General features: G+C 71.6%; 20 protein-coding genes. 12 read left to right on the top strand and 8 right to left on the bottom strand.

What is annotated here, in order from left to right:
- The first annotated feature begins 9 nt into the window (after nt 1-9).
- The 10 genes from ACIRRH_RS00550 to ACIRRH_RS00505 all read left to right on the top strand — a co-directional run bounded on the left by ACIRRH_RS00550 (nt 10) and on the right by ACIRRH_RS00505 (nt 6,284).
- On the top strand, nt 10-408 hold the full coding sequence (locus tag ACIRRH_RS00550; protein ID WP_403059598.1) for an HNH endonuclease: 399 nt from the start codon (nt 10-12) through the stop codon (nt 406-408).
- A gap of 197 nt (nt 409-605) precedes the next feature.
- A complete protein-coding gene (locus ACIRRH_RS00545) occupies nt 606-1,025 on the top strand; it encodes a phage terminase small subunit P27 family (protein ID WP_403059595.1) in 420 nt (139 codons plus the stop codon).
- A 177-nt stretch (nt 1,026-1,202) separates the two neighbouring features.
- A complete protein-coding gene (locus tag ACIRRH_RS00540) occupies nt 1,203-1,496 on the top strand; it encodes a hypothetical protein (protein ID WP_403059592.1) in 294 nt (97 codons plus the stop codon).
- Nucleotides 1,497-1,702: 206 nt separating this feature from the next.
- Entirely contained in the window at nt 1,703-3,580 is a 1,878-nt protein-coding gene (locus ACIRRH_RS00535; RefSeq protein WP_403059589.1) for an HK97 family phage prohead protease, read from the top strand.
- Between the two features lie 211 nt (nt 3,581-3,791).
- A complete protein-coding gene (locus ACIRRH_RS00530; protein ID WP_403059586.1) occupies nt 3,792-3,992 on the top strand; it encodes a hypothetical protein in 201 nt (66 codons plus the stop codon).
- 3 nt (nt 3,993-3,995) lie between these two features.
- Nucleotides 3,996-4,532, top strand: a complete 537-nt coding sequence (locus tag ACIRRH_RS00525; protein ID WP_403059583.1) for a DUF6879 family protein — start codon at nt 3,996-3,998, stop codon at nt 4,530-4,532.
- Entirely contained in the window at nt 4,529-5,371 is an 843-nt protein-coding gene (locus ACIRRH_RS00520) for a helix-turn-helix domain-containing protein (RefSeq protein ID WP_403059580.1), read from the top strand. The genes ACIRRH_RS00525 and ACIRRH_RS00520 overlap by 4 nt, the downstream gene beginning before the upstream one ends.
- 87 nt (nt 5,372-5,458) lie before the next feature.
- Nucleotides 5,459-5,689: a hypothetical protein gene (locus ACIRRH_RS00515; protein WP_403059577.1), complete on the top strand. Its 231-nt coding sequence runs from the start codon at nt 5,459-5,461 to the stop codon at nt 5,687-5,689.
- A complete protein-coding gene (locus tag ACIRRH_RS00510; protein ID WP_403059574.1) occupies nt 5,686-5,922 on the top strand; it encodes a hypothetical protein in 237 nt (78 codons plus the stop codon). Before ACIRRH_RS00515 ends, ACIRRH_RS00510 begins: the two co-directional genes overlap by 4 nt.
- Nucleotides 5,923-6,110: 188 nt before the next feature.
- Nucleotides 6,111-6,284, top strand: coding sequence for a hypothetical protein (locus ACIRRH_RS00505; RefSeq protein WP_403059571.1), 174 nt, complete (start codon nt 6,111-6,113; stop codon nt 6,282-6,284).
- Nucleotides 6,285-6,924: 640 nt separating this feature from the next.
- Here the strand turns inward: ACIRRH_RS00505 and ACIRRH_RS00500 are convergent.
- Together ACIRRH_RS00500 and ACIRRH_RS00495 are read right to left on the bottom strand one after the other, a co-directional pair.
- Nucleotides 6,925-7,143: a helix-turn-helix domain-containing protein gene (locus ACIRRH_RS00500; protein ID WP_403061061.1), complete on the bottom strand. Its 219-nt coding sequence runs from the start codon at nt 7,141-7,143 to the stop codon at nt 6,925-6,927.
- Between the two features lie 86 nt (nt 7,144-7,229).
- Entirely contained in the window at nt 7,230-7,610 is a 381-nt protein-coding gene (locus tag ACIRRH_RS00495; protein WP_403059568.1) for a DUF6907 domain-containing protein, read from the bottom strand.
- Between the two features lie 386 nt (nt 7,611-7,996).
- Here ACIRRH_RS00495 and ACIRRH_RS00490 point away from each other — a divergent pair, with 386 nt between their 5' ends.
- A complete protein-coding gene (locus ACIRRH_RS00490) occupies nt 7,997-8,848 on the top strand; it encodes a hypothetical protein (protein ID WP_403059565.1) in 852 nt (283 codons plus the stop codon).
- 80 nt (nt 8,849-8,928) lie between these two features.
- Here ACIRRH_RS00490 and holA read toward each other — a convergent pair whose 3' ends face one another.
- Nucleotides 8,929-9,927 carry a DNA polymerase III subunit delta gene (gene holA, locus ACIRRH_RS00485; RefSeq protein ID WP_380771890.1) on the bottom strand — a complete coding sequence of 333 codons (999 nt, stop codon included), beginning with the start codon at nt 9,925-9,927 and terminating at the stop codon, nt 8,929-8,931.
- Between the two features lie 74 nt (nt 9,928-10,001).
- On the opposite strand from holA, the gene ACIRRH_RS00480 reads away from it, so the two are divergent.
- The gene (locus ACIRRH_RS00480; RefSeq protein ID WP_403059562.1) at nt 10,002-10,295 is read left to right on the top strand and encodes a hypothetical protein; all 294 of its coding nucleotides are present in this window, start codon (nt 10,002-10,004) and stop codon (nt 10,293-10,295) included.
- 243 nt (nt 10,296-10,538) lie between these two features.
- On the opposite strand, the gene ACIRRH_RS00475 is transcribed toward ACIRRH_RS00480, so the two are convergent.
- The 5 genes from ACIRRH_RS00475 to leuS all read right to left on the bottom strand — a co-directional run bounded on the left by ACIRRH_RS00475 (nt 10,539) and on the right by leuS (nt 19,400).
- The gene (locus ACIRRH_RS00475) at nt 10,539-13,217 is read right to left on the bottom strand and encodes a ComEC/Rec2 family competence protein (RefSeq protein WP_403059559.1); all 2,679 of its coding nucleotides are present in this window, start codon (nt 13,215-13,217) and stop codon (nt 10,539-10,541) included.
- Nucleotides 13,218-13,289: 72 nt separating this feature from the next.
- Nucleotides 13,290-14,270 carry a helix-hairpin-helix domain-containing protein gene (locus ACIRRH_RS00470; protein WP_403059556.1) on the bottom strand — a complete coding sequence of 327 codons (981 nt, stop codon included), beginning with the start codon at nt 14,268-14,270 and terminating at the stop codon, nt 13,290-13,292.
- 174 nt (nt 14,271-14,444) lie between these two features.
- Nucleotides 14,445-15,290 carry a DegV family protein gene (locus ACIRRH_RS00465; protein ID WP_403059553.1) on the bottom strand — a complete coding sequence of 282 codons (846 nt, stop codon included), beginning with the start codon at nt 15,288-15,290 and terminating at the stop codon, nt 14,445-14,447.
- Between the two features lie 84 nt (nt 15,291-15,374).
- Nucleotides 15,375-16,220 carry a hypothetical protein gene (locus tag ACIRRH_RS00460; RefSeq protein ID WP_403059550.1) on the bottom strand — a complete coding sequence of 282 codons (846 nt, stop codon included), beginning with the start codon at nt 16,218-16,220 and terminating at the stop codon, nt 15,375-15,377.
- A gap of 291 nt (nt 16,221-16,511) precedes the next feature.
- Nucleotides 16,512-19,400 (bottom strand): leucine--tRNA ligase, encoded by a 2,889-nt coding sequence (gene leuS / locus ACIRRH_RS00455; protein ID WP_403059547.1) that lies wholly within the window; start codon nt 19,398-19,400, stop codon nt 16,512-16,514.
- Nucleotides 19,401-19,563 lie beyond the last annotated feature (163 nt).

Below are 19,563 nucleotides of genomic sequence, written 5' to 3'. Positions count from 1 at the left end.
ACTATGCCGATGCCCACCGCCCCACCCTCCCGTTGCAGCGACCCGGCCTGCCGCGAACTCGCCACCAACCGCGGCCGATGCGACGACCACCAGCCCCAACCATGGGCCGGCCGCGCCAACAAGGCCAAGCGGTACGGCATCAGCTCCGGACGATGGCGCACCCTCAAAGCCCGCGTCGACCGACGGGACAACGGCTGCTGCTACCGCTGCGGCACCGAACCACCCGACAACCCCGACGAACCCGGTCACGAGCTCGACCACATCACCCCCGTCGCCGAAGGCGGAGCCGTCGAAAACCTCGACAACCTCGGCCTCATCTGCCCGCCCTGCCACCAGGCCAAGAGCAAAGCCGAAGCGGCCCGAGGCAACCAGAGACGCCGAGCCACCAGAACCACGCCAACCACCTGAGCCACCCCCCTCAGCACCTAGGGGGTAGTGAGTCTCCATCGCTGACCACCCAGCCCAGGGGCCCGCCGCGGTGAACTCCGCGCACGCCCGCAGACTTCACAACTACTTCTGGACGGAGGGCTTCAATGCCCGCACGACGTACCGCTTCAGCTCTCGCGCCCCCTCCGGGGCTCAAGCTCATTCCCCAGGTGGCTGCCGTGGCGGCGGCCAGGGACGCCGAGGTCGGCGGTCTAGGACTCGACTGGACGACTGAGCCATCCATCCTCGACGCTTCGGGGCTCGCCGAGTGGTACCGGCTGGCTGAGGTGTACGCATCGCAGCCCGCGCGATTCCGCGAGGGCGACCGGGCAGCGGTTGCCGCGTACTGCTCGTGGTGGTCGGCGTTCGCCGTCTCGGCGGCGGATGTTCGGGACCGTGGGCCGGTGGTTGAGGGCCGGTCGGATCACGACCGGGGCCGGCTGGTGAAGAACCCGGCGACGGTGGCAATGCGCGAGGCATCGCAGCAGCTGCGCTACTGGGCTCGCGAGTTGGGCCTGACGGTCGATGCCCGGGTGCGGATCGGTCTTGCGGACCAGTCCGAGCCGGACGGCGACAACATCGACAATCCGTTTGCGTAGGAGGAGATATGACGGGCACGACGACGACCAAGCCGAGCCCGAGCAAACCCGGCCAGTGACGCGCCGGATCGTACGGAAGCCAGACGACGAGATCGAACCAGTGCTGGGTTTCCCCCGCACTGTCGAAGTTCCTGCCGAGTGGGCCGCTCGCTGGGACGAACAGATTTGGAGACGGACATGAGCAAGCGAATCGTCAGGCCGATCGTCGGCGGTGAGGCCGGCGGCATGAGTTTGGTACTCACGGTGATGGAGCACAGCCCGTTGGGCCCGCTGCTGCCGAGGCCGTGGGTCACGGACATGGATCGGGGTGGTGTCATCGACGGAGACGGCGTGGTCTGGCTGGCCCGGGAGGAAGGCGTTGGCGTCTGCCGGGTCGAGCAGTTGCCCTGCGAGTGCCACGGGGCGGAGGTGACCTGGTTCTGTGATGGCATTGAACTCTCCCGGAAGGTAACCCGGACAGGTACCATGTGATCAGGCAGTCTCCAGCCCCGCGAGGCGTTCACGCCCGCCGCGCCGGAGATGCCGAGCTTCGCGGCCGTCACAGCCAGCCCTTACGCGCTCGCTAGTTGACCGCCAGCATCCCCCAACACACAGACCTGTCGAGCATGTCTCCGGGCTGTGTCCCACATCAGTCAGCGGGCCCCGTAGATCGGGTGTGTCCGCAGCAAGGACAGCGGATGAAGGTGAAGCAGGCTCGTGCCGTGATCAAGGCGGCGGAGCAGGAAGGAAGCCAGGGGCGGGTGACCGCACTGGTGTCGGTGTTCGGCAACGAGGACTCGGTGGGCGATGTCGTCATGCCGGGGGCGTTCACCAAGACGCTTGCGGACTGGGCGTCCACCGGCGACACCATCCCGGTGCTGTGGTCGCATCGGATGGACGACCCGAACATGGTTGTCGGCCACGTCGTGAAGGCCATGGAGACCACAGAGGGCTTGCAGATCGAGGCTCAGCTCGACCTCGACTCGGCCAATGGCGCCCAGGTGTACCGCCTGCTGAAGGGGCGTCGGATCAAGAACTGGTCTTTCGCCTACGACATCGAGGCCGGCGGATACGGCGAGATGGACGGTCGGCCGGTGTACGAGCTGCGTCAGCTCAAGTTGCACGAGGTGTCGCCGTGCATCGTCGGCGCCAACCAGGAGACCCGCACCGACGAGGTGAAGTCATCTCCTGTCGATGGGTACCGGGCCGCGGTGAAGCGGTACGAGGCGGCAGTACGCGCCCAGGCCGAGGTGGTTGACCCGGTCGACGCGTCCATCGCAGGCGGGGTGGCGCTGAAGGCGCGGGCCCGCATGTTCGAAGCACGTAAGCAGGCTCTCGACGAGGGGGCGACCGAAGAGGAACTGGAGCAGAACATGGCCAAGACCGACGAGATCGCGGAGCTTCGCGCCCAGCTGGAGGCCTTGCAGGCGCAGATGAAGACGCCAGTCTCGGGAACCCGCGAGCAGAAGACTCAGCATGTCCCCCTGGGCTCCCAAGGTGCCCACGATCGGGCCGCCGTCACGTCTTCGAGGTCCGCCGATGCCGAGATGAAGAAGGCTCTCACCGAATTTGGCAACTCCATTGGGGTCGGGGTCGCTTCGAAGGAAGGGCAGCACCTCGACCCGCGGGTGAAGGCCGCCGGTGGTTCGACGTGGGCCGCCACGGTTATCAAGCGGAGCACTGACCAGTTTGGCCAGTTCAAGGGTCTCCTTGCCGCTGGCACCGTGCCGGTGACGGTTCCGCTCGACCCTGAGCCCGTTCGGGCGGACGTGCCGGTTCTGTCGGTGCGACAGCTGATTCCGCTGGCCTCCAACACCGGCCCGCGGTTCTCCTACCTCCGTCAGACGGTCCGCACCAACAACGCAGCCGTGGTCGCGCCCGGAGCGAAGAAGCCGACCAGCACCTACACCCTCGCGCGGGTCGACGACCGCGTGCGCACCATCGCCCACCTGTCCGAGCCCATCAACAAGTTCGACCTGGAGGACGCTCCGGCCCTCCGGCAGTTCCTCGACCAGGAGATGCGCCTCGGCCTCGAACTCGGTCTGGAGAGCGAGATCGTGAACGGTGACGGCACCGGCGAGCACATGACCGGCATCTCCAACGTCTCCGGCTCGCAGGTCCAGGCCTTCGACACGGACATCCTGAGGACGGCCCGGAAGGCTGTCACGAAGCTGGAGAAGGTCGGGCACCTGGTTGGCGCCGGCTGGCTGATGCACCCGGACGACTGGGAGGCGTTCGAGCTGTTGCAGGACAACGAGGCGCGGTTCTACTACGGCGGTCCGGGCAATGCGGTGAACCCGGCTTCCCGACGGCTCTGGGGAGCGCCGGTCGTCACCTCCCTGTCGGCGACGGTCGGTACCACGCACCTGGTCGACTGGCAGGCGGCAACTCGTCTGCACGTCCTGGAGGACGGCACCCTCGACTGGTCCGAGAACATGTACGACAAGGACGCCCTCGGTACTGGTGTGGGCGCCTCGGACTTCGAACGGAACATGATCCGCTTCCGGTTCGAGGGCCGGTTCGGTCTGGAGATCCTGCGCCCGTCGGCGATCGTCGAGGTCGACCTGACCCCCTGATCCGGTCTGGTTCGCCGATGGCGCCCGGCCGCCGTACTGGCGGCCGGGCGCTCCGCTGTGTCTGGGCGGGTGTGAAACCGCCGGTTATAAGATCACGCCCGATTTCACATCTGCGTGGTCCTGAGAGCCACGCAGATCTGCCGAACCAACCCCGTTGCCAGCCGGTAGCGGCCATCCTGGTAGCTCCAGCCCGGCAGAGACGGAGAGCGCCATGAAGCTCAAGTTCCTCGGCAGCACCAGCGACACCGGCAACTGCCCGACGCTGTACGAGACCGAGGCCGGTGACATCGTCGTCCAGGGGGACCAGCTCACCGATACCGAAGCGCTTGCCCAGTTGCGCGACGTGCTTCCCGGGGAGACCTTCGTCGTCGTCCCGCGCGAGCTGCTGACCCGTTTTGCGCCGAAGGAGTAGCACGTGCCGAACATCCTGCCGTTCGAGACCATCGCCCGTTTCTTCCAAGACTTCGAACACACCGCATTCCGTCTGGAGACGCGCCGCGGGTACGCCGTCGACATCGGCACCGAGCGCTACGAGCGATTCCTGCGGGGTGAGCCCCTGGAGTTCGATCCCACCCAGCCGTGGCACACCAACGTGCAACGTCAGACCGCGGCCGGCAAGCGTTTCGAACGTGTCCGCTTGGTCGACGACCCCATCACCATCGGCCAACGGTTCCTGCTCACGTCCGGCCTCAGCAATGCCCAGGCTGGCGAGGACATCCGAAACCTGCCTCGTGCCGACGCTGACCGGCTCGGCCTTCCCCGGTTCGACTACTGGCTGTTCGACTCCAAGACCCTGGTCCGCTTCCACTTCGATGAGGCTGACAACACCCTCGGCGTCGAGATCACCGAAGACCCGGTGGCAGTCCTGGCCGCCTGCCAAGCGCGAGACGCAGCATGGCACTTCGCCACCCCGACCCGGGACTTTGCCGCCCGGGTACTCTCCGGCGTGTGAGCACCGACTACCAACAAGCCCGGCTGTCCCTCGGTGCGCGTCTTCGCGAACTGCGCACCGAGGCAGGCGTAAACGGCCGCGATCTCGCCGCCCGGCTGGGATGGCCGGCATCGAAGGTGTCGAAGCTGGAGAACGGCAGGCAGACTGCCACGCCGGCCGATCTGCAAGCCTGGGCCGAGGCTGTCGGTCAACCGGAGTCGGCAGGAGAGCTGAAAGGGCGACTCCAGGGGCTGGAGTCCCGCTACCGGACGTGGAGGCGCCTACTCGCCGGCGGGCACCGGGCCCGGCAGGAAGTAGGCGTCTCGCACAGCCAGGAGACCACGGTGACCACGGGCTACGAGCCGGGCATCGTTCCCGGCCTGTTCCAGATCGCCGAGTACGCCCGCCACGTCCTCACCCACGCCACAGACCTGCACGACAGTCCCAGGGACATCGAGGAAGGCGTTCGCGCCCGCATGCGCCGCCAGGAAGCCCTGTACCACCCTGGCAAGCGCTTCCGGTTCATCATGGCCGAGGCCGCGCTGTACGTGCAGATCTGCCCGCCCAGCGTCCTGGCCGCACAACTTGACCGGCTCGGTGGCCTGCTGGGCCTCGACAATGTTGAGCTGGGGATTGTCCCTCTCGGCGCCCCGGTGTCTGTGGTCCCGAAGCACGGGTTCTGGATCTTCGATGACCGGCTGGCGATCGTTGAGACGTGGAACACCGAGATGTGGCTCGACGACCGGTCCGACATCGACCTGTACCGCAAGGTATGGGGAAAGTTGCAGGCCGCGGCGGTGTACGGCCCGGCGGCGCACAGGCTGATAGCCCGTGCACGGTCCTCACTGACCATCACGTGAGCAACTGGCAGAACCTCGCGGCGGCTTAGGAGAAATCCCGAGCAATCTGCGCCATGTCGAGCAATCTCCGTTCATACCGTGCTGGTCATGGCTGACCCCCAACAGCTGGCAGAGCTGCCGGGCGGGTACCCCTCAGCGGCCGGTCTCACCGACGACCAGCTGCACGGGGTGACCTGCCGTTGCTGCGACGGGCCCGCAACCGCGGGCGCACCCCTCACTCGGGCCGGCCACGTCTACACGTCCACCGGTCCGGGACGGGCGCCGCTCGGCTGGCCCGTGGTGGCACACCCGGACTGCACCATTTCGGAGGACCAGTGAGTGAGCAACCCCCCACAACGATCACGGTGGAGTTCAGGCCGTTCAACGGGGCCATCCGGCAGCTCCAGGTCGACGGCGACCAGCTACGCGGCAGGGCCTGCATCATCGGCAAGAGGTGCTGCGGGACGCGCCTGGCCAACGTCGGCACCGCCTACACCGACGCACCGCCCGGGAGTCCTCACTACAGCTGGCCTGCCATGGCTCACCCCGAGTGCCTGGAGGCGAGCCGGTGAGCGCCGTCAACAGGAAGCGGGCCGCAAGACCGGCCACTAGGGGCCACTGTCCACGTTGCAACGGGTACGTCCTTGGACGCCTGATCTGCACGGTCGATGAGCGACGGGAGCTGGTCGAGCACGACGACTGCCCGGGCCAACCGCCGACCGGCACCAAGCCGCGCAACTACAACGGGTAGGAGCCGACCATGGCCGACGAGAACACTACGCCCCCGCTGAGCGAGCAGCACCGTGCCGCCGCCGAGGCCCACACGGACACCGCGCACGAGCAGCACGACCTGGGCAGGAGCGCCCACCAGCAGATCACGCACGCGAACAACGCGAACCAGACGGCCGCCCGGCTGGAGCGCGAGGGGCGGTAGCGGGGCCACGGCGGGGGTCTCCACACTGTGGACCCCCTTCCTGTCGGTGGCCTCGACACAATCGAGGGCGTCCACGGCGGTGGACGCCCTCCCGTCCGACTTCCGGGCGGAACCGGTGGGGTCGGTCAGACCGACCCCACCCGAGGGGTACGCGGCCGGCCCGTATTCCTCCGGATCGCTTTGCGACTACCCGCACAGCGACAGCCCGGGGTTCCGTCGGGAATTGCGACGGAACCTGTGATCACTTTGGCAGCACCGCCAGAGTGACCACCTTCGCGGCGCTGCGAAGATCACCACCTGGGGTGTCGGTACTGACGACACCCTTGTCAGCGACAAGGGCATGCGCAGTGTGCACACCCTTCTCGGCGGCGCCACCAAGATGCTCCGGTCCGTCGTTGGGTCCCCGAGGGCCCCAACGGACTCGGGTCCTTCCGGAACCTCTGTGAGGGACAGGCTGTCCCTCTGTGCCCCGCGGCTGCCCCGGCGTTTCGGGTTCTTCCCGGAGCCGGGAAAAAGACTGGCCACCCCACCTATACGGCGACCTGCGTTGCGTTCAGAGCAACGGAGAACCAAAGCCGATCCGAGCGCCGCCTGAGGCAACCTGCCGCCACCGAAGCTGGTGACCGGAATGGTCTTCCGCTCACCAGAGCTGCGGAGCCAATGGCTCCCGGCTGGCCTTGAAACGCCGGTAGTACCGGGAAGCAGTCGACTGACTCACCCCACACCGGGCCGCTGCCGACCGCGTGCTCAGCCCCCGCTCCCACGCCCTACGAAGCTCACCCACCGCACCCCGCCGGACCGCCTGTTGAGCCTGACTCGGCCCTGACTCGGCCAGCTCTGGACCGCCCTGCGGAGGCATCTCGGTCCGCCACGTGAAGGGGCCGGCCAGCGCGGCGCCGATGAGGTCAGCCATGCTGACGCCATCTCCGGCGGCTGCCCTCCGCCTCACAGGGCACCCTCCACACTCCGGAGCTGAGCCGCGAGGTCACGGAGCCGTCCGGCGTGGACGACCAGCTGAGCGGCGAGCATCCGGAGCCCGTCATGGTCTAGGCGGTGCCAGCCAGTGCCGAGCAGGACCGCCACCTTCACCTCGCGGTCGTCGGGGTTGCTGCTGTACGGGTACTGGCACAGGGCAGCGTCGAGCAGCTGCACCGACCCGAGCGGCACATCCGCGGTGAGCGCCGTCGCCGGCCCTTCGTGGGCGAGGTCGACCAGGTCGAGGCCGTCCTGGTGGGTGCCGAGGCACCAGGACGGGCAGGGCCCGGTAACGGGCCCCTGGTCGTGGGTGTGCACGGTGGCCGTGCGGATGTGAGTAGGGTCATGCATCAAGGTCGGACTCCCTGCCTGTAGGGGCCCGGCTCAGGCGCCGCCCGGTGTGCAACCACCGGGCTGCGCCGTCCCTTTCCAGTACACATTCAGTACACATGAGGTAGGGACAGGCCGGGATTTCGCGGGACAACGCGGGACGCGTTTCCCCTGGTTAACAGGCCTATGGAGACTGTTTCGGCTGGTCAGCTGAGTGCCTCGAACACACGCGGCCTGCGTTCGCCACGCGGGTGCGGTGCAACGAAGCAGTGCGGCAGGCGCCGCAGTCGGCCTCCTTCCCGGAGGCCACTGCGGCGCCTGTCGCGTTCCGCGGCCCGGCCGCTATGGTCGGTCAGGTCCGATCGAGGTGCGGGGAGCACCCGACGCCAGGCCCAGGGGGGACTTCCATGACCACGCCACCGCCGCCACCGGCACCGAACGGACCGGGGTACGGCTACCCGCAGCAGCCGGGCGGGGGCGCGCAGCCCGTACCGGGCGCTCCGGGCCCCGCGGGTGCCGCCGGCTTCGGACCGCCTCCCGGGCTGCCCACCGCGCCCGGCATGGCCCCGGCACCCGGTCTGCCCGCCGCGCCAGGGGCCGGAGCGGCGCCGCGCCCCGGGAGGAGCGGGAACCTGCGGCGCAACGCCGTCTGGGCGTTCGTCGGCGCGGTGATCGTGTCGGTCGGCTGGACCGCCGCCGTGATGGCCGTCCCCGGCCTGGTCAGCAGCGAGTCCTCACCCCGCGGGCTGCGCGGCTACCACCTCTCCGACGACTTCTGCACCACCGGGAAGCCCACCAGGATCCTCCAGACGCACTCCGTCTCGGACACCTCCGCGCCGACCCACCACACCGACCGGCATCCGGCGCTGGACAGCATGAACTGCTCGATGTCGCTCAAGCGCACCGGCGGCAACAACGACAGCGAGTACGCCAACGTCTACCTGCGCGCCGACCTGCACAAGGCGGTCAACCCCGCGCCCGAGCTGGAGGCCAACAAGGAGCTCTACCGGGCCCGCGGCTACCAGGTCACCGACATCGCGGGGCTCGGCGAGGAGGCGTACTTCCTGTACAAGGACGACGGCTCGGACAAGTACCACAGCGTCTACGCCGAACTGGACATCCGCGACGGCGGGATGACCTACTACATCAACTACTCGGCCAGCTACACCGAGGGCAAGGGCAAGCCGCCGTCCAAGGAGGAACTGCGCAGCGCCCTCCAGTCGGACGGGCAGGACGCCGTCCGGGCCATGAAGAAGTAGGTCCGGCTCCGCTGCCCGCCGCGCTGTGCCGCCCGTACCGCCCGCGCCGTGCGTGCCGTGCCGCCGTCAGCGGACGGCCGTCAGTAGGCGGGCCGGGAGCCGGCCCGGGCGGCCCGGGCGACGGCGACCACCGCGCGCTCCAGGGCGAAGGCCGGGTCGTCCGAGCCGCCCTTGACGGCGGCGTCGGCCTGGGCGATCGCGGTCAGCGCGGTGGCCACCCCGTCGCCCGTCCAGCCGCGCATCTGCTGGCGGACCCGGTCGACCTTCCACGGCGGCATGCCCAGCTCGCGGGCCAGGTCGGCCGGGCGCATGTTCCGCCCCGCGCTCGCCAGCCGGCCGATGCTGCGCACGCCGGAGGCCAGCGCGTACGTGATGCCGGTCGGCGGCTGGCCGACGGCCAGCGCCCAGCGCAGCCGCTCCAGCGCCTCCGCGGCCCGGCCGGTGACGGCTAGGTCGGCCACCTCGAAGCCGGTCGCCTCGGCCCGGCCGCTGTAGTAGCGGGCCACCACCGTCTCGTCGATCGTGCCCTCGACGTCCGAGGTCAGCTGGTGGCAGGCGGCCGCCAGCTCGCGCAGGTCGCTGCCGAGCGCGTCCAGCAGGGCCTGGCAGGCCTCCGGGGTCGCCGAGCGTCCCAGGGTGCGGAACTCGCCCTTGACGAAGGCCAGCCGTTCGCTCGCCTTGGCCAGCTTGGCGCAGGCCACCTCGCGCCCGCCGGCCTTGCGCCCGGCGTCCAGCAGGCCCTTGCCCTTGGCGCCGCCGGCGTGCACCAGCACCATGATCACTTCCTCGGCCGGCGCCTCGATGTACGCCTTGACCTCCTTCACCGAGTCGGCGGAGAGGTCCTGCGCGGCCCGGACCACGATCACCTTGCGCTCGGCGAACAGCGACGGCGTGGTCAGCTCGGCCAGGCTGCCGGGCTGCAGGCCGCCGGGCGGCAGGTCCCGCACGTCGGTGTCCGGGTCCGCAGCCTTCGCCGCCGCCACCACCTGGGCGACCGCACGGTCCAGCAGCAGCTCCTCCTGGCCGACCGCGAGGGTCAGCGGGGCGAGCAGGTCGTCGGGTGCACTCTTCCTGGCCATCGCGTACCAGCATCCCACGGGCCGCGGACACTCCCGCCCGACGGAGCGGGCGGGCCGACCTGGACAATGGCCCGGTGACCGAGAACCACACCACCGACCTCCCGGCCGTCGACGACCCGTACGCCCGGCAGCTGCTCGTCCTGCCCGACCGTGACGCCGCCGAGGAGGCCGCCGAGGAGCTCGGCGCCACCCAGCCCGACCTCGGCGAGCTCGAAGTCGTCCGCGACGCGCTCGCGGGCGAGGACGACGCGGAGGATGCCCAGTGGCTGATCGTGTCCGAGGCCCCGGAGAGCGGCTGGACCCCGGCGCTGCTGCACGCCCTCGACACCCTCGCGGCCGGCTACGAGGGCTGGCGCGAGGAGGCCTGAGGGGCTCCGGGCCGGGCCCGGAGCGCGCCGCGACCGTCTCCCCACCCTCACCCGATCGTCGACACCTCACTGCGGGCCGCCCTCACCCCCGCGCTCGTGGCATTTCGCCGGCGCGCTCCGGGCTTACCCGGAGCGCGCCGGAACGTTTCTTCTGGCCCCGCTCCCGCACCCCTCCACTCCTCCCACAGCCCCCTACCCCTTTCCCTGCCCCACGTGGTTGGTGGGAGGAGGAGAGCGCGGGGGTCACACGGGCGGAGCTCGGGGGGAGGCCGGGGTCTGCTCGGGGTGGGCGTGGGCTGCGGAGCCCTGCCCCTCGCCCCCGCGGTTCCCGCCGCCCCCGCCGCCCCCGCCGTGGCTGCGCGGGTGGCGGGCTGCGTGGGAGGGCTGGGGGTGGACGGCCACGCCGAGGGTGGCCGGGGAGTCACCCGTCACCGCGATGTCCCCCTCCCGGTCCGTGCGCAGCACGGTGGCGCCGAGTGCGCGCAGGTGGTCGACCGTCCTCGGGGACGGATGGCCGTACGGATTGCCCTCTCCGCAGGAGATCAGGGCCAACCGGGGCCTCAGGGAGGCGGCCAAGTCCCAGTCCTGGTGGGCCGATCCGTGATGTGCCACCTTCACGACATCGGCCTTCCCCACCCGGCCCGACAAGGCCGACTGGGCCTGGGGTTCGAGATCTCCGAGCAGTGCCATCCGTAGTCCTCCTGTCAGTGACACCATCAATGCGACGCTTGCGTTGTTCGGGCCCGGTGCCTCGACAGCCGCACCGGGGACGGGCCACACCACGTCCCAGGCCAACTCCGCACCGGCCGAGCGCCGTTCACCCCGGCCGGCTCTCAGCAACGAGAGGCCGACACCTGCGGCCCAGCCCGTCACCCGGGCCGCCTCTTCCGGTGGGTCGTCCAGCGTGGTGCCCTCGATCGCGCCGACCCTGCGGCCTCGCAGCACCCCCGGCACGCCCTCGACGTGGTCAGCGTGGAAGTGCGTCAGCAGTAGTAAGGGAACCGTCGTGATGCCGAGGTCCCGCAGGCATCTGTCCGCGGCTTTCGGATCCGGCCCGGCATCGATCACCACCGCGCTGCCCGGCGCCCCCGTTGCGAGGGCCAACATGTCTCCCTGCCCGACGTCGCACATCACCAGTCGCCACCCCGGCGGTGGCCAGCCGGTGGCGATCCGGGTGAGCTGCGGCGGGCGCAGCAGCACGGCCAGCAGGACCACCGTCAGCGCCACCGTCACCAGGGCCCGCGCCCAGCGCCGCCGGGTGGGCGCCGGCATCGGCCTGCCCGGCTCCGCCCGTCGGGGCAGGAGGAGCGGCGCCGCCCAGCAGGCCGCCAGTACGGCCAGCGCGACCGTCACCGTCCCGAACCACCCTCCTGGCCAGAGCAGTTGGCCGCCCGGGACTTCGGCGCCGCGTCGTGCCACCAGGGCGAGCCAGCCGACCGGCACCGCGGCCGGCGCCGCGAGCAGGTGGGCCACGGCCGGGAGGAACGGGTGCAGGACGAGCACCCCGAAGCCGAGCAGTGTTGCCGGGGCCACCGCCGGCTCGGCCAGCAGGTTGCACGGGATGCCGACCAGGCTGATGTGCCCGGACAGCACCACCGTCACCGGAGCGCACAGCGCCTGGGCGGCCGCCGCCGCCGCGAGCGCGCCCGCCAGGTGGCGTGGCCATCGCCGGGCCCGCAGGGCCTCGGCCCAGTGCGGCCCGAGGACGAGCAGCCCGGCAGTGGCGAGCACCGAGAGCAGGAAGCCGAACGAGCGCGCCAGGAAAGGGTCCAACAGGACCAGCACCAGGACCGCTCCGGCGAGCGCGGGCACCGCTCGGCGGGGACGGCCGGTGGCCAGGGCCAGCATGCCGATCAGCCCCGTCCCGGCCGCCCGCAGCACGCTGGGCTCGGGCCGGCAGACGGTGACGAAGGCCAGCGTCAGCGCGGTGCCGAGCAGTGCACCGGTGCGCAGCGACAGACCCAGCACCGCGGCCAGCCCGCGCCGCTCCGGGGTGCCGGCCTGCCCGGGCGCGCCCAGCAGCGCGCCGAGGACGATCGCCAGGTTGGCCCCACTGACCGCCACCAGGTGGACCAGGTCGGTGGCCCGGAAGGCGTCGTCGAGGTCGTCGGGCAGGCGCGAGGTGTCGCCGACGACCAACCCCGGGAGAAGCCCGCGCGCGTCCGCCGGAAGTCCGTCGGTGGCCGAGCGCAGTCCTTCGCGCAGTCGGCCGGCGATCCGCTGCGGCAGGCTCGGCGGCGCCAGCTGCCGGGGCGGCCCGTGGACGACCAGCAGCGCAGCAAACTCGGTGTCACGGCCCTCCCCCGCCGGGCGCACCTCGGCCTCCACGGCCAGTCGCTGGGACGGGAGCAGCCGCTGCCAGGGCTCGTCCTCCGCCCCTCGGGCCATGACGGTCACCGGCGTACGCGTGCGGGTGGTCCGCCCGTCCGGGAGCAGGGAGACGCGGTCGGCCACCGCGTCCACCGTGACGAGAGTCTGCCCGACGACGGTACCGCCTCGGGAGGTATGGATCTTCGGGTCCGCCGCAACGGTCAGCTCCACCTCCACCACCGGGGACGGCGCGCCCGGCGCTCGCGGTTCAGCGGCCATGGCCGCACGGGCGAGCTCCGGCAGCGGCCCCCGGTGGAGGTCGGCGGTGTGCAGCGGGGTGGCGATCGCGGCTGCCGCGCCGGTGAGCAGGACGGCGGCCAGCGTCGCCGCGGACCCACGCCGGCGCAGGACCCCCCGCCGGGCGAGCAGCAGGACGGCAACGAGCACGGCGAGGCCCGCCGAGGTGAGGACGAGGGCCTCGTACCCCGGCTCCAGCCGCAGGAGCGCCGCCGTGACCGCCCAGGCCGAGACGGCGGGCAGCAGCAGCCGGAAGTCGGCACCCGGAGAGCGGGACGCCGCGGCCGGAGCGGCCGGCGTGGTAACGACGGACATGGCGGTACCTCCCTTCGCAGACCAGGGACGCGGGCGTGCGGGAAACGGGCAAGGGCGAGGGCAGAGCAGGCGTCAGAGGGTGAGCAACGGACGGAGTTCGGCATACGTACGGGCCCCGATGCCACTGACCTGCCGGAGCTGGTCGAGGGAGCGGAAGGAACCGTGCGAGGTGCGGTAGGCGAGGATGCGTTGGGCGAGGGTGGGGCCGACACCGGGGAGGGTGTCGAGCTGTTCGAGAGTGGCGCGGTTGAGGCTGACGGGTGGTCGGGGCGTGGCGGGGCCCGGAGGCCCGCTCCCGCTTCCGCCCGCCGGGGCGGGGACGGGCGCCTGTTCGCCGACCAGGATCTGTTCACCGTCCGTCAGGAATCGGGCCAGGTTGAGGTTCCTGGTGTCCGTCTCCGGCAGCGGACCGCCCGCCGCTCGCAGGGCGTCGGCCACCCGGGAGCCGCCGGGCAGGGTGTGCAGGCCGGGAAGATGGACCCGCCCGCCGATGTCCACCACAACGGCCGATCCGGCACCGCCCCCGGTTCCGGCTCCTGTTCCGGTTCCTGCTCCGGACGCAGCCGCGGCAGAGGTGTCGGCGGGGACGGACGGCTCGGCTCCCGACGGTGCCGCGACCGCCGCCAGTGCGGGCACGGCGACCGTCTCCGGCCGGGCCAGCCAGAAGTGCTGGACGGCGTAGCCGACCGCGAACAGCAGCAGGATGGCCAGCCCGGCCACCGCGCGCCGGTCGAGCGCCAGCGCCGAGGCCGACATGGGGAACGAGGAGAACCGCGGGCGCACCCCGACCTCCGATGGATCCCCTGCTTCGCCCGGGTCCGTCGCACCACCCGCATCCGGCGGCGCCGGCATCGCGGCCGGCATCGCGGCCGGCGACGGCGGCCCGGTGGCAGACGCCGCCCGCTCCCCCGTCGACGGCGAGGCCGCCCCCGGGGGACCCCCGCCCGCGCCGCCCACCGCCTCGTCATCCGTCGGCAGCAGCGCGGCCATCCGCAGCCGCACCGTCTCGTTGATCGCATCGCGCTTCGCCGCGCCCAGGCCCATGGTCGTCATGCCGAGGACGGTAGGAGCCTTGCGGCGGACGCGCGGAAATTAACGAAACCCTGTGGATAACCCGGGGGTTGTGGATAAAACGCATCACTCACAAGAGCGAGCAGGACCACCCGACGTTGACCGGGCGCCCAACGGACCGGCCGACCGACCGCCCGCCAACGGCCGCCCCCGCCCTCAGCGCGGCGCGACCACCACCGCGAGCAGCCCCGGCCCGACGTGCGCGCCGATCACCGCCCCCACCTCGCCGACGTACAGCTCCCCCAGCCCCGGCACCCGTGCCCGCAGCCGCTCCGCGAGCGGTTCGGCCCGGTCCTCGGCGGCCAGGTGGTGCACGGTGATGTCGACCTCCTGCTCCCCCGAGCGCTCGACCGCGATCTCCTCCAGCCGCGCGATCGCCCGCGACGCCGTCCGCACCTTCTCCAGCGGCTCGATCCGCCCCCCGTCCAGGTGCAGCAGCGGCTTGACCGCGAGTGCCGAGCCGAGCAGCGCCCGCGCCGCCCCGATCCGGCCGCCCCGGCGCAGGTGCTCCAGGGTGTCGACGTAGAAGAACCCGCTGGTCCCGGCCGCCCGCCGGCCGGCCGCCTCGGCCGCCTCCGCCAGGCCCTGCCCGGCCGCGATCGCCTCGGCCGCCGCCAGCACGCCGTACCCGAGCGCCATCCCGACCATCCGGCTGTCCACCACCCGCACCGGTACGGGCGCCTCGGCGGCGGCCAGCCGGGCGGCCTCGACGGTGCCGGACAGTTCGCCGGAGATGTGCACCGAGACGATCCCCTTCGCCCCGGCCCCGGCGGCCGCCCGGTAGGTGGCGGCGAAGGTTTCCGGGTTCGGCCGGGAGGTGGTCACCCGCTGCTTGCCGCGCAACGCCTCGGCCACGTCCTTCGGGGAGATCTCGACGCCCTCGCTCAGGACCGAGTCACCGACCGCGACGCTCAGCGGGACCATCGTGATCCCGTAACGGTCGAGGGTCTCCTGCGGCAGATAGGCCGTGGAATCGGTGACAAGTGCGAGGTCGGAGGGCATGAGCCGGAGGTTACTCCCCGCCGGACCGGGAGGACAGCGCCCGGTCCGGGCACCGGCCGAAGGCCTCGCGCCGCGCCTACCGGGTCAGCCGGCCGAGGGCCCCGCCGAAGGCCCGGTCGAGGGCTTGCGCAGCCGCTGCGCCAGCTTGGTCAGCGGATCGGCCAGCCCGAGCAGCTCCTCCGCACTCGGACGCCCCTTCCCGTCGGTCAGCCCGGCCCGAGCCGCACCCCCGGCCGCCCCCGCCGAACCGGCAGAACCCGAAGCACCCCGGGCCGAAGAGCCCCCAGAACCCGTCGCCCCGCCCGAGGAGCCCCCCGACGAACCCGACGAACCCGAGGAACCCGAGGTACCCGAGGTACCCGAGGAAGCGCCCCCCGCGGCGTCCCAGTGCCGCAGCGCCCCCGCCTCGCTCTCGCACTCCTGGCTCAGCCGGCTCAGCTCGTCGTCCGCGAACCGGTGCATCCGGTCCTGCGCCGCCCAGCGCATGGTCTCCGCCGAGTGCGTGATCCGCTCCGCCCGCTCGCGCAGTTCCGGCAGCTTGGCGGCGATCCGCGCGGTGTCCGGTTCGCGCTCCAGCATCCGCAGTTCGCCGTCGAGCTCGGCGGCGTGCGCGTCGAGCCGGCGGAGCAGGGCGAGCGACTCGCCGAGCTGGCCGTCCTGGGCGAGGCCGCCCTCCAGCACCTGCCGGGTGCCGTCGAGCGAGGTCCGCAGGCCCAGCCGGACGGAGGCGATCTGCGCGGGCGGGCCGATCTTGGTGTACGTCTTCGCCTTGAGGGTGGCGGTCTCGACGGCGCGCCGGGCGTTGGCCTCGTGCTTCTCGATCTTCTTGCCGACGGCCTTGGCGGCCTTGACCGTTCCGACCACGGCCAGGACCATCACCGCGACCCCGAAGAGCAGGACCAATCCGATCATCACGCCGAACACGTCCATCGCGCGCCACCTTCCGCCGTCGTTCCGGCCGCCACCGGGCCCAACGCGGGCCGCATCGCCGTGGGTTCCACCGTAGCCGCCGGAGTCCGCCCGAGGGCAGCCCGAGCAGCCCTCGCAGGCGGAGATCAGGGTCAGATCCGGGATCTCCCCGAGGTCCCTCGAACCCCCACCCCCACGCACCCCCGGCCTCACCCTCGCCGCCGCACCCCCACCCTCGCCGCCACCCCCGCAAACGCCGGGCGGGCGCCCCGAAGGACGCCCGCCCGATCACTCCCGCAGCAGCGGCCGCACTCAGCCGGTGACGATGTTCACCAGCTTCGGCGCCCGCGCGATCACCTTCCGCACCTCGGCCCCGCCGATCGCCGCGACGACCACCGGCTCCGCCAGCGCCAGCGCCTCCAGCTCGGCGTCCGAGATGCCCGGCGCGACCTCCAGCCGCGCCTTGACCTTGCCCTTGATCTGGACCACGCAGGTCACCGTCTCGTCCACCACGTACGCCGGGTCGGCGACCGGGTAGTCGGTGTGCGCCAGCGACTCGCCGTGGCCCAGCCGACGCCACAGCTCCTCGGCGACGTGCGGGGCCAGCGGCGCGACCATCAGCACCAGCTGCTCGGCCACCGCCCGCGGCGTGGAGCCGCGCTTGACCAGGTAGTTGTTCAGCTCGATGGCCTTGGCGACGGCCGTGTTGAAGCGCAGCCCGGCCATGTCGCCGCGGATGCCGTCGATCGCCTTGTGCAGGGCGCGCAGCGTCGCCTCGTCCGGCTCCTCCTCGGTGACGACCAGCTCGCCGGTGGTCTCCGAGACGACGTTGCGCCACAGGCGCTGCAGGAAGCGGTACGAGCCGACGACGGCGCGGGTGTCCCACGGGCGGGAGACGTCCAGCGGGCCCATCGACATCTCGTACAGGCGCAGCGTGTCGGCGCCGTACTCGTCGGCGATGTCGTCCGGCGCGACGGCGTTCTTCAGGGACTTGCCCATCTTCCCGGCCTCGCGCTTGACCGGCTCGCCCTGCCAGAAGTACTGGCCGTCGCGCTCCTCGACCTCGGCGGCGGGCACCGGGAAGCCGCGCTCGTCGCGGTAGACGTCGGCGGTGATCATGCCCTGGTTGAACAGCTTGTGGAACGGCTCGACGGACGAGACGTGGCCCAGGTCGTGCAGCACCTTGTGCCAGAAGCGCGCGTACAGCAGGTGCAGCACGGCGTGCTCGGCGCCGCCGACGTACAGGTCTGCGCCACCGGCCGGCTTGTTCGCCGTCGGGCCCAGCCAGTACTGCTCGTTGGCCGGGTCGACGACCGCCGAGGAGTTCGCCGGGTCGACGTAGCGCAGCTCGTACCAGCAGGAGCCGGCCCAGTTGGGCATGGTGTTGGTCTCGCGGCGGTACTTCCTGACGCCGTCGCCCAGGTCCAGTTCGACGTTGACCCAGGCCTCGTTGCGCGACAGCGGGGTCTCCGGCGAGGAGCCGGCGTCGTACGCGTCGTAGGTGCGCGGCGAGTAGTCGTCGACCTCGGGGACCTCGACCGGCAGCATCGACTCGGGCAGCGCGTGCATGACGCCGTCCTCGTCGTAGACGATCGGGAAGGGCTCGCCCCAGTACCGCTGGCGGCTGAACAGCCAGTCGCGCAGGCGGTAGTTGACGGTGCCCTCGCCGATGCCGCGCTCGGTCAGCCAGGCGGTGACGGCGGCCTTGGCGTCGACGACGCTCAGCCCGTTCAGCGACAGGTCGCCTTCGGAGCGGGCGGAGTTGACGATGACGGAGTCGTAGGTGTCGAACGCGTCGTCCCACTCGGCCGGGTCAAAGCCGCGCCCGTCGGTGGGCTCGACGACGCAGCGCATCGGCAGCGCGAAGGCGCGGGCGAAGGCGAAGTCGCGGTGGTCGTGGGCGGGGACGGCCATGATGGCGCCGGTGCCGTAGCCCATCAGCACGTAGTCGGCGATGAACACCGGGACGGACTCGCCGCTGACCGGGTTGACGGCGTGGGCGCCGGTGAAGACGCCGGTCTTGACCTTGGCCTCGACCTGTCGCTCGACGTCCGACTTGGCGGCGGCCGCGGCGCGGTAGGCGGCGACGGCCTCGGCGGGGGTGGCGGCGCCGCCGGTCCACTCGGCGGGCACGCCCTCGGGCCAGGCGGCGGGGACGATCGAGTCGACCAGGCCGTGCTCGGGGGCCAGCACCATGTAGGTGGCGCCGAACAGGGTGTCGGGGCGGGTGGTGAAGACGGTGATCTTCTCGTCACCGGGAGCCGCGAAGTCGACCCGGGCGCCCTCGGAGCGCCCGATCCAGTTGCGCTGCTGCAGCTTGATGGCCTCGGGCCAGTCCAGCAGGTCCAGGTCCTCGATCAGCCGGTCCGAGTACGCGGTGATGCGCATCATCCACTGGCGCAGGTTGGACTTGAACACCGGGAAGTTGCCGCGCTCGGAGCGGCCGTCCGCGGTGACCTCCTCGTTGGCCAGCACGGTGCCCAGGCCCGGGCACCAGTTGACCGGCACCTCCTTGGCGTAGGCCAGGCGGTACTCGCCCAGGACCTCGTCGCGCTCGGCGACGGACAGCCCGGCCCAGGCGCGCCCGCCCGGGACCTCACGCGCGCCGGACTCGAACTCGGCGACCAGCTCGGCGATCGGGCGGGCCTTGCGGGCGTCCGCGTCGTACCAGGAGTTGAAGATCTGCAGGAAGATCCACTGGGTCCAGCGGTAGTAGTCCGGGTCGATCGTGGAGATCGAGCGGCGCGGGTCGTGGCCCAGGCCCAGCCGGCGCAGCTGCTGGCGCATGTTGGCGATGTTGGCCTCGGTGGAGACCCGCGGGTGGGTGCCGGTCTGCACCGCGTACTGCTCGGCGGGCAGGCCGAAGGCGTCGTAGCCCAGCGTGTGCAGCACGTTGTGGCCGGTCATCCGCTGGTAGCGGGCGAAGACGTCGGTGGCGATGTAGCCCAGCGGGTGGCCGACGTGCAGGCCCGCGCCCGAGGGGTACGGGAACATGTCCATGATGAAGCTGTGCGGCTTCGCGGCGACGTCGCCGGCCGCCGGGTCGGCCAGCGCACCGGTGGGGTTGGGGGCGTGGAAGGTGCCCTCCTTCTCCCAGATGTCCTGCCAGCGGGACTCGATCTCGGCCGCCAGCGCGGCGCTGTACCGGAACGGCTCGGTCGCGGTCTCGGCCGCGCCGGACGCAGGGGTCGTCTCGCTCATGGTCCTTCAAGCTCCATCGATGTCAGTTGGCGAACCGCGCAGGCGCCCGGCCCGTGGACCCGGCCCGGGACGGGGTCGGGGGCGGAAAACAAAAAATCCCCTCGCAGGAGGGGACGCCACGCCGACTCCGGCACCGCCCGGGGGCGCAGCCGGTCCTGGTCAG

Origin of the sequence: Kitasatospora sp. NPDC101235 (assembly GCF_044767505.1) — a bacterium.
Lineage (GTDB): Bacteria > Actinomycetota > Actinomycetes > Streptomycetales > Streptomycetaceae > Kitasatospora.
The sequence above is the reverse complement of the archived record's forward strand: the minus strand, read 5'-3'. Positions and strand labels throughout refer to the sequence as shown.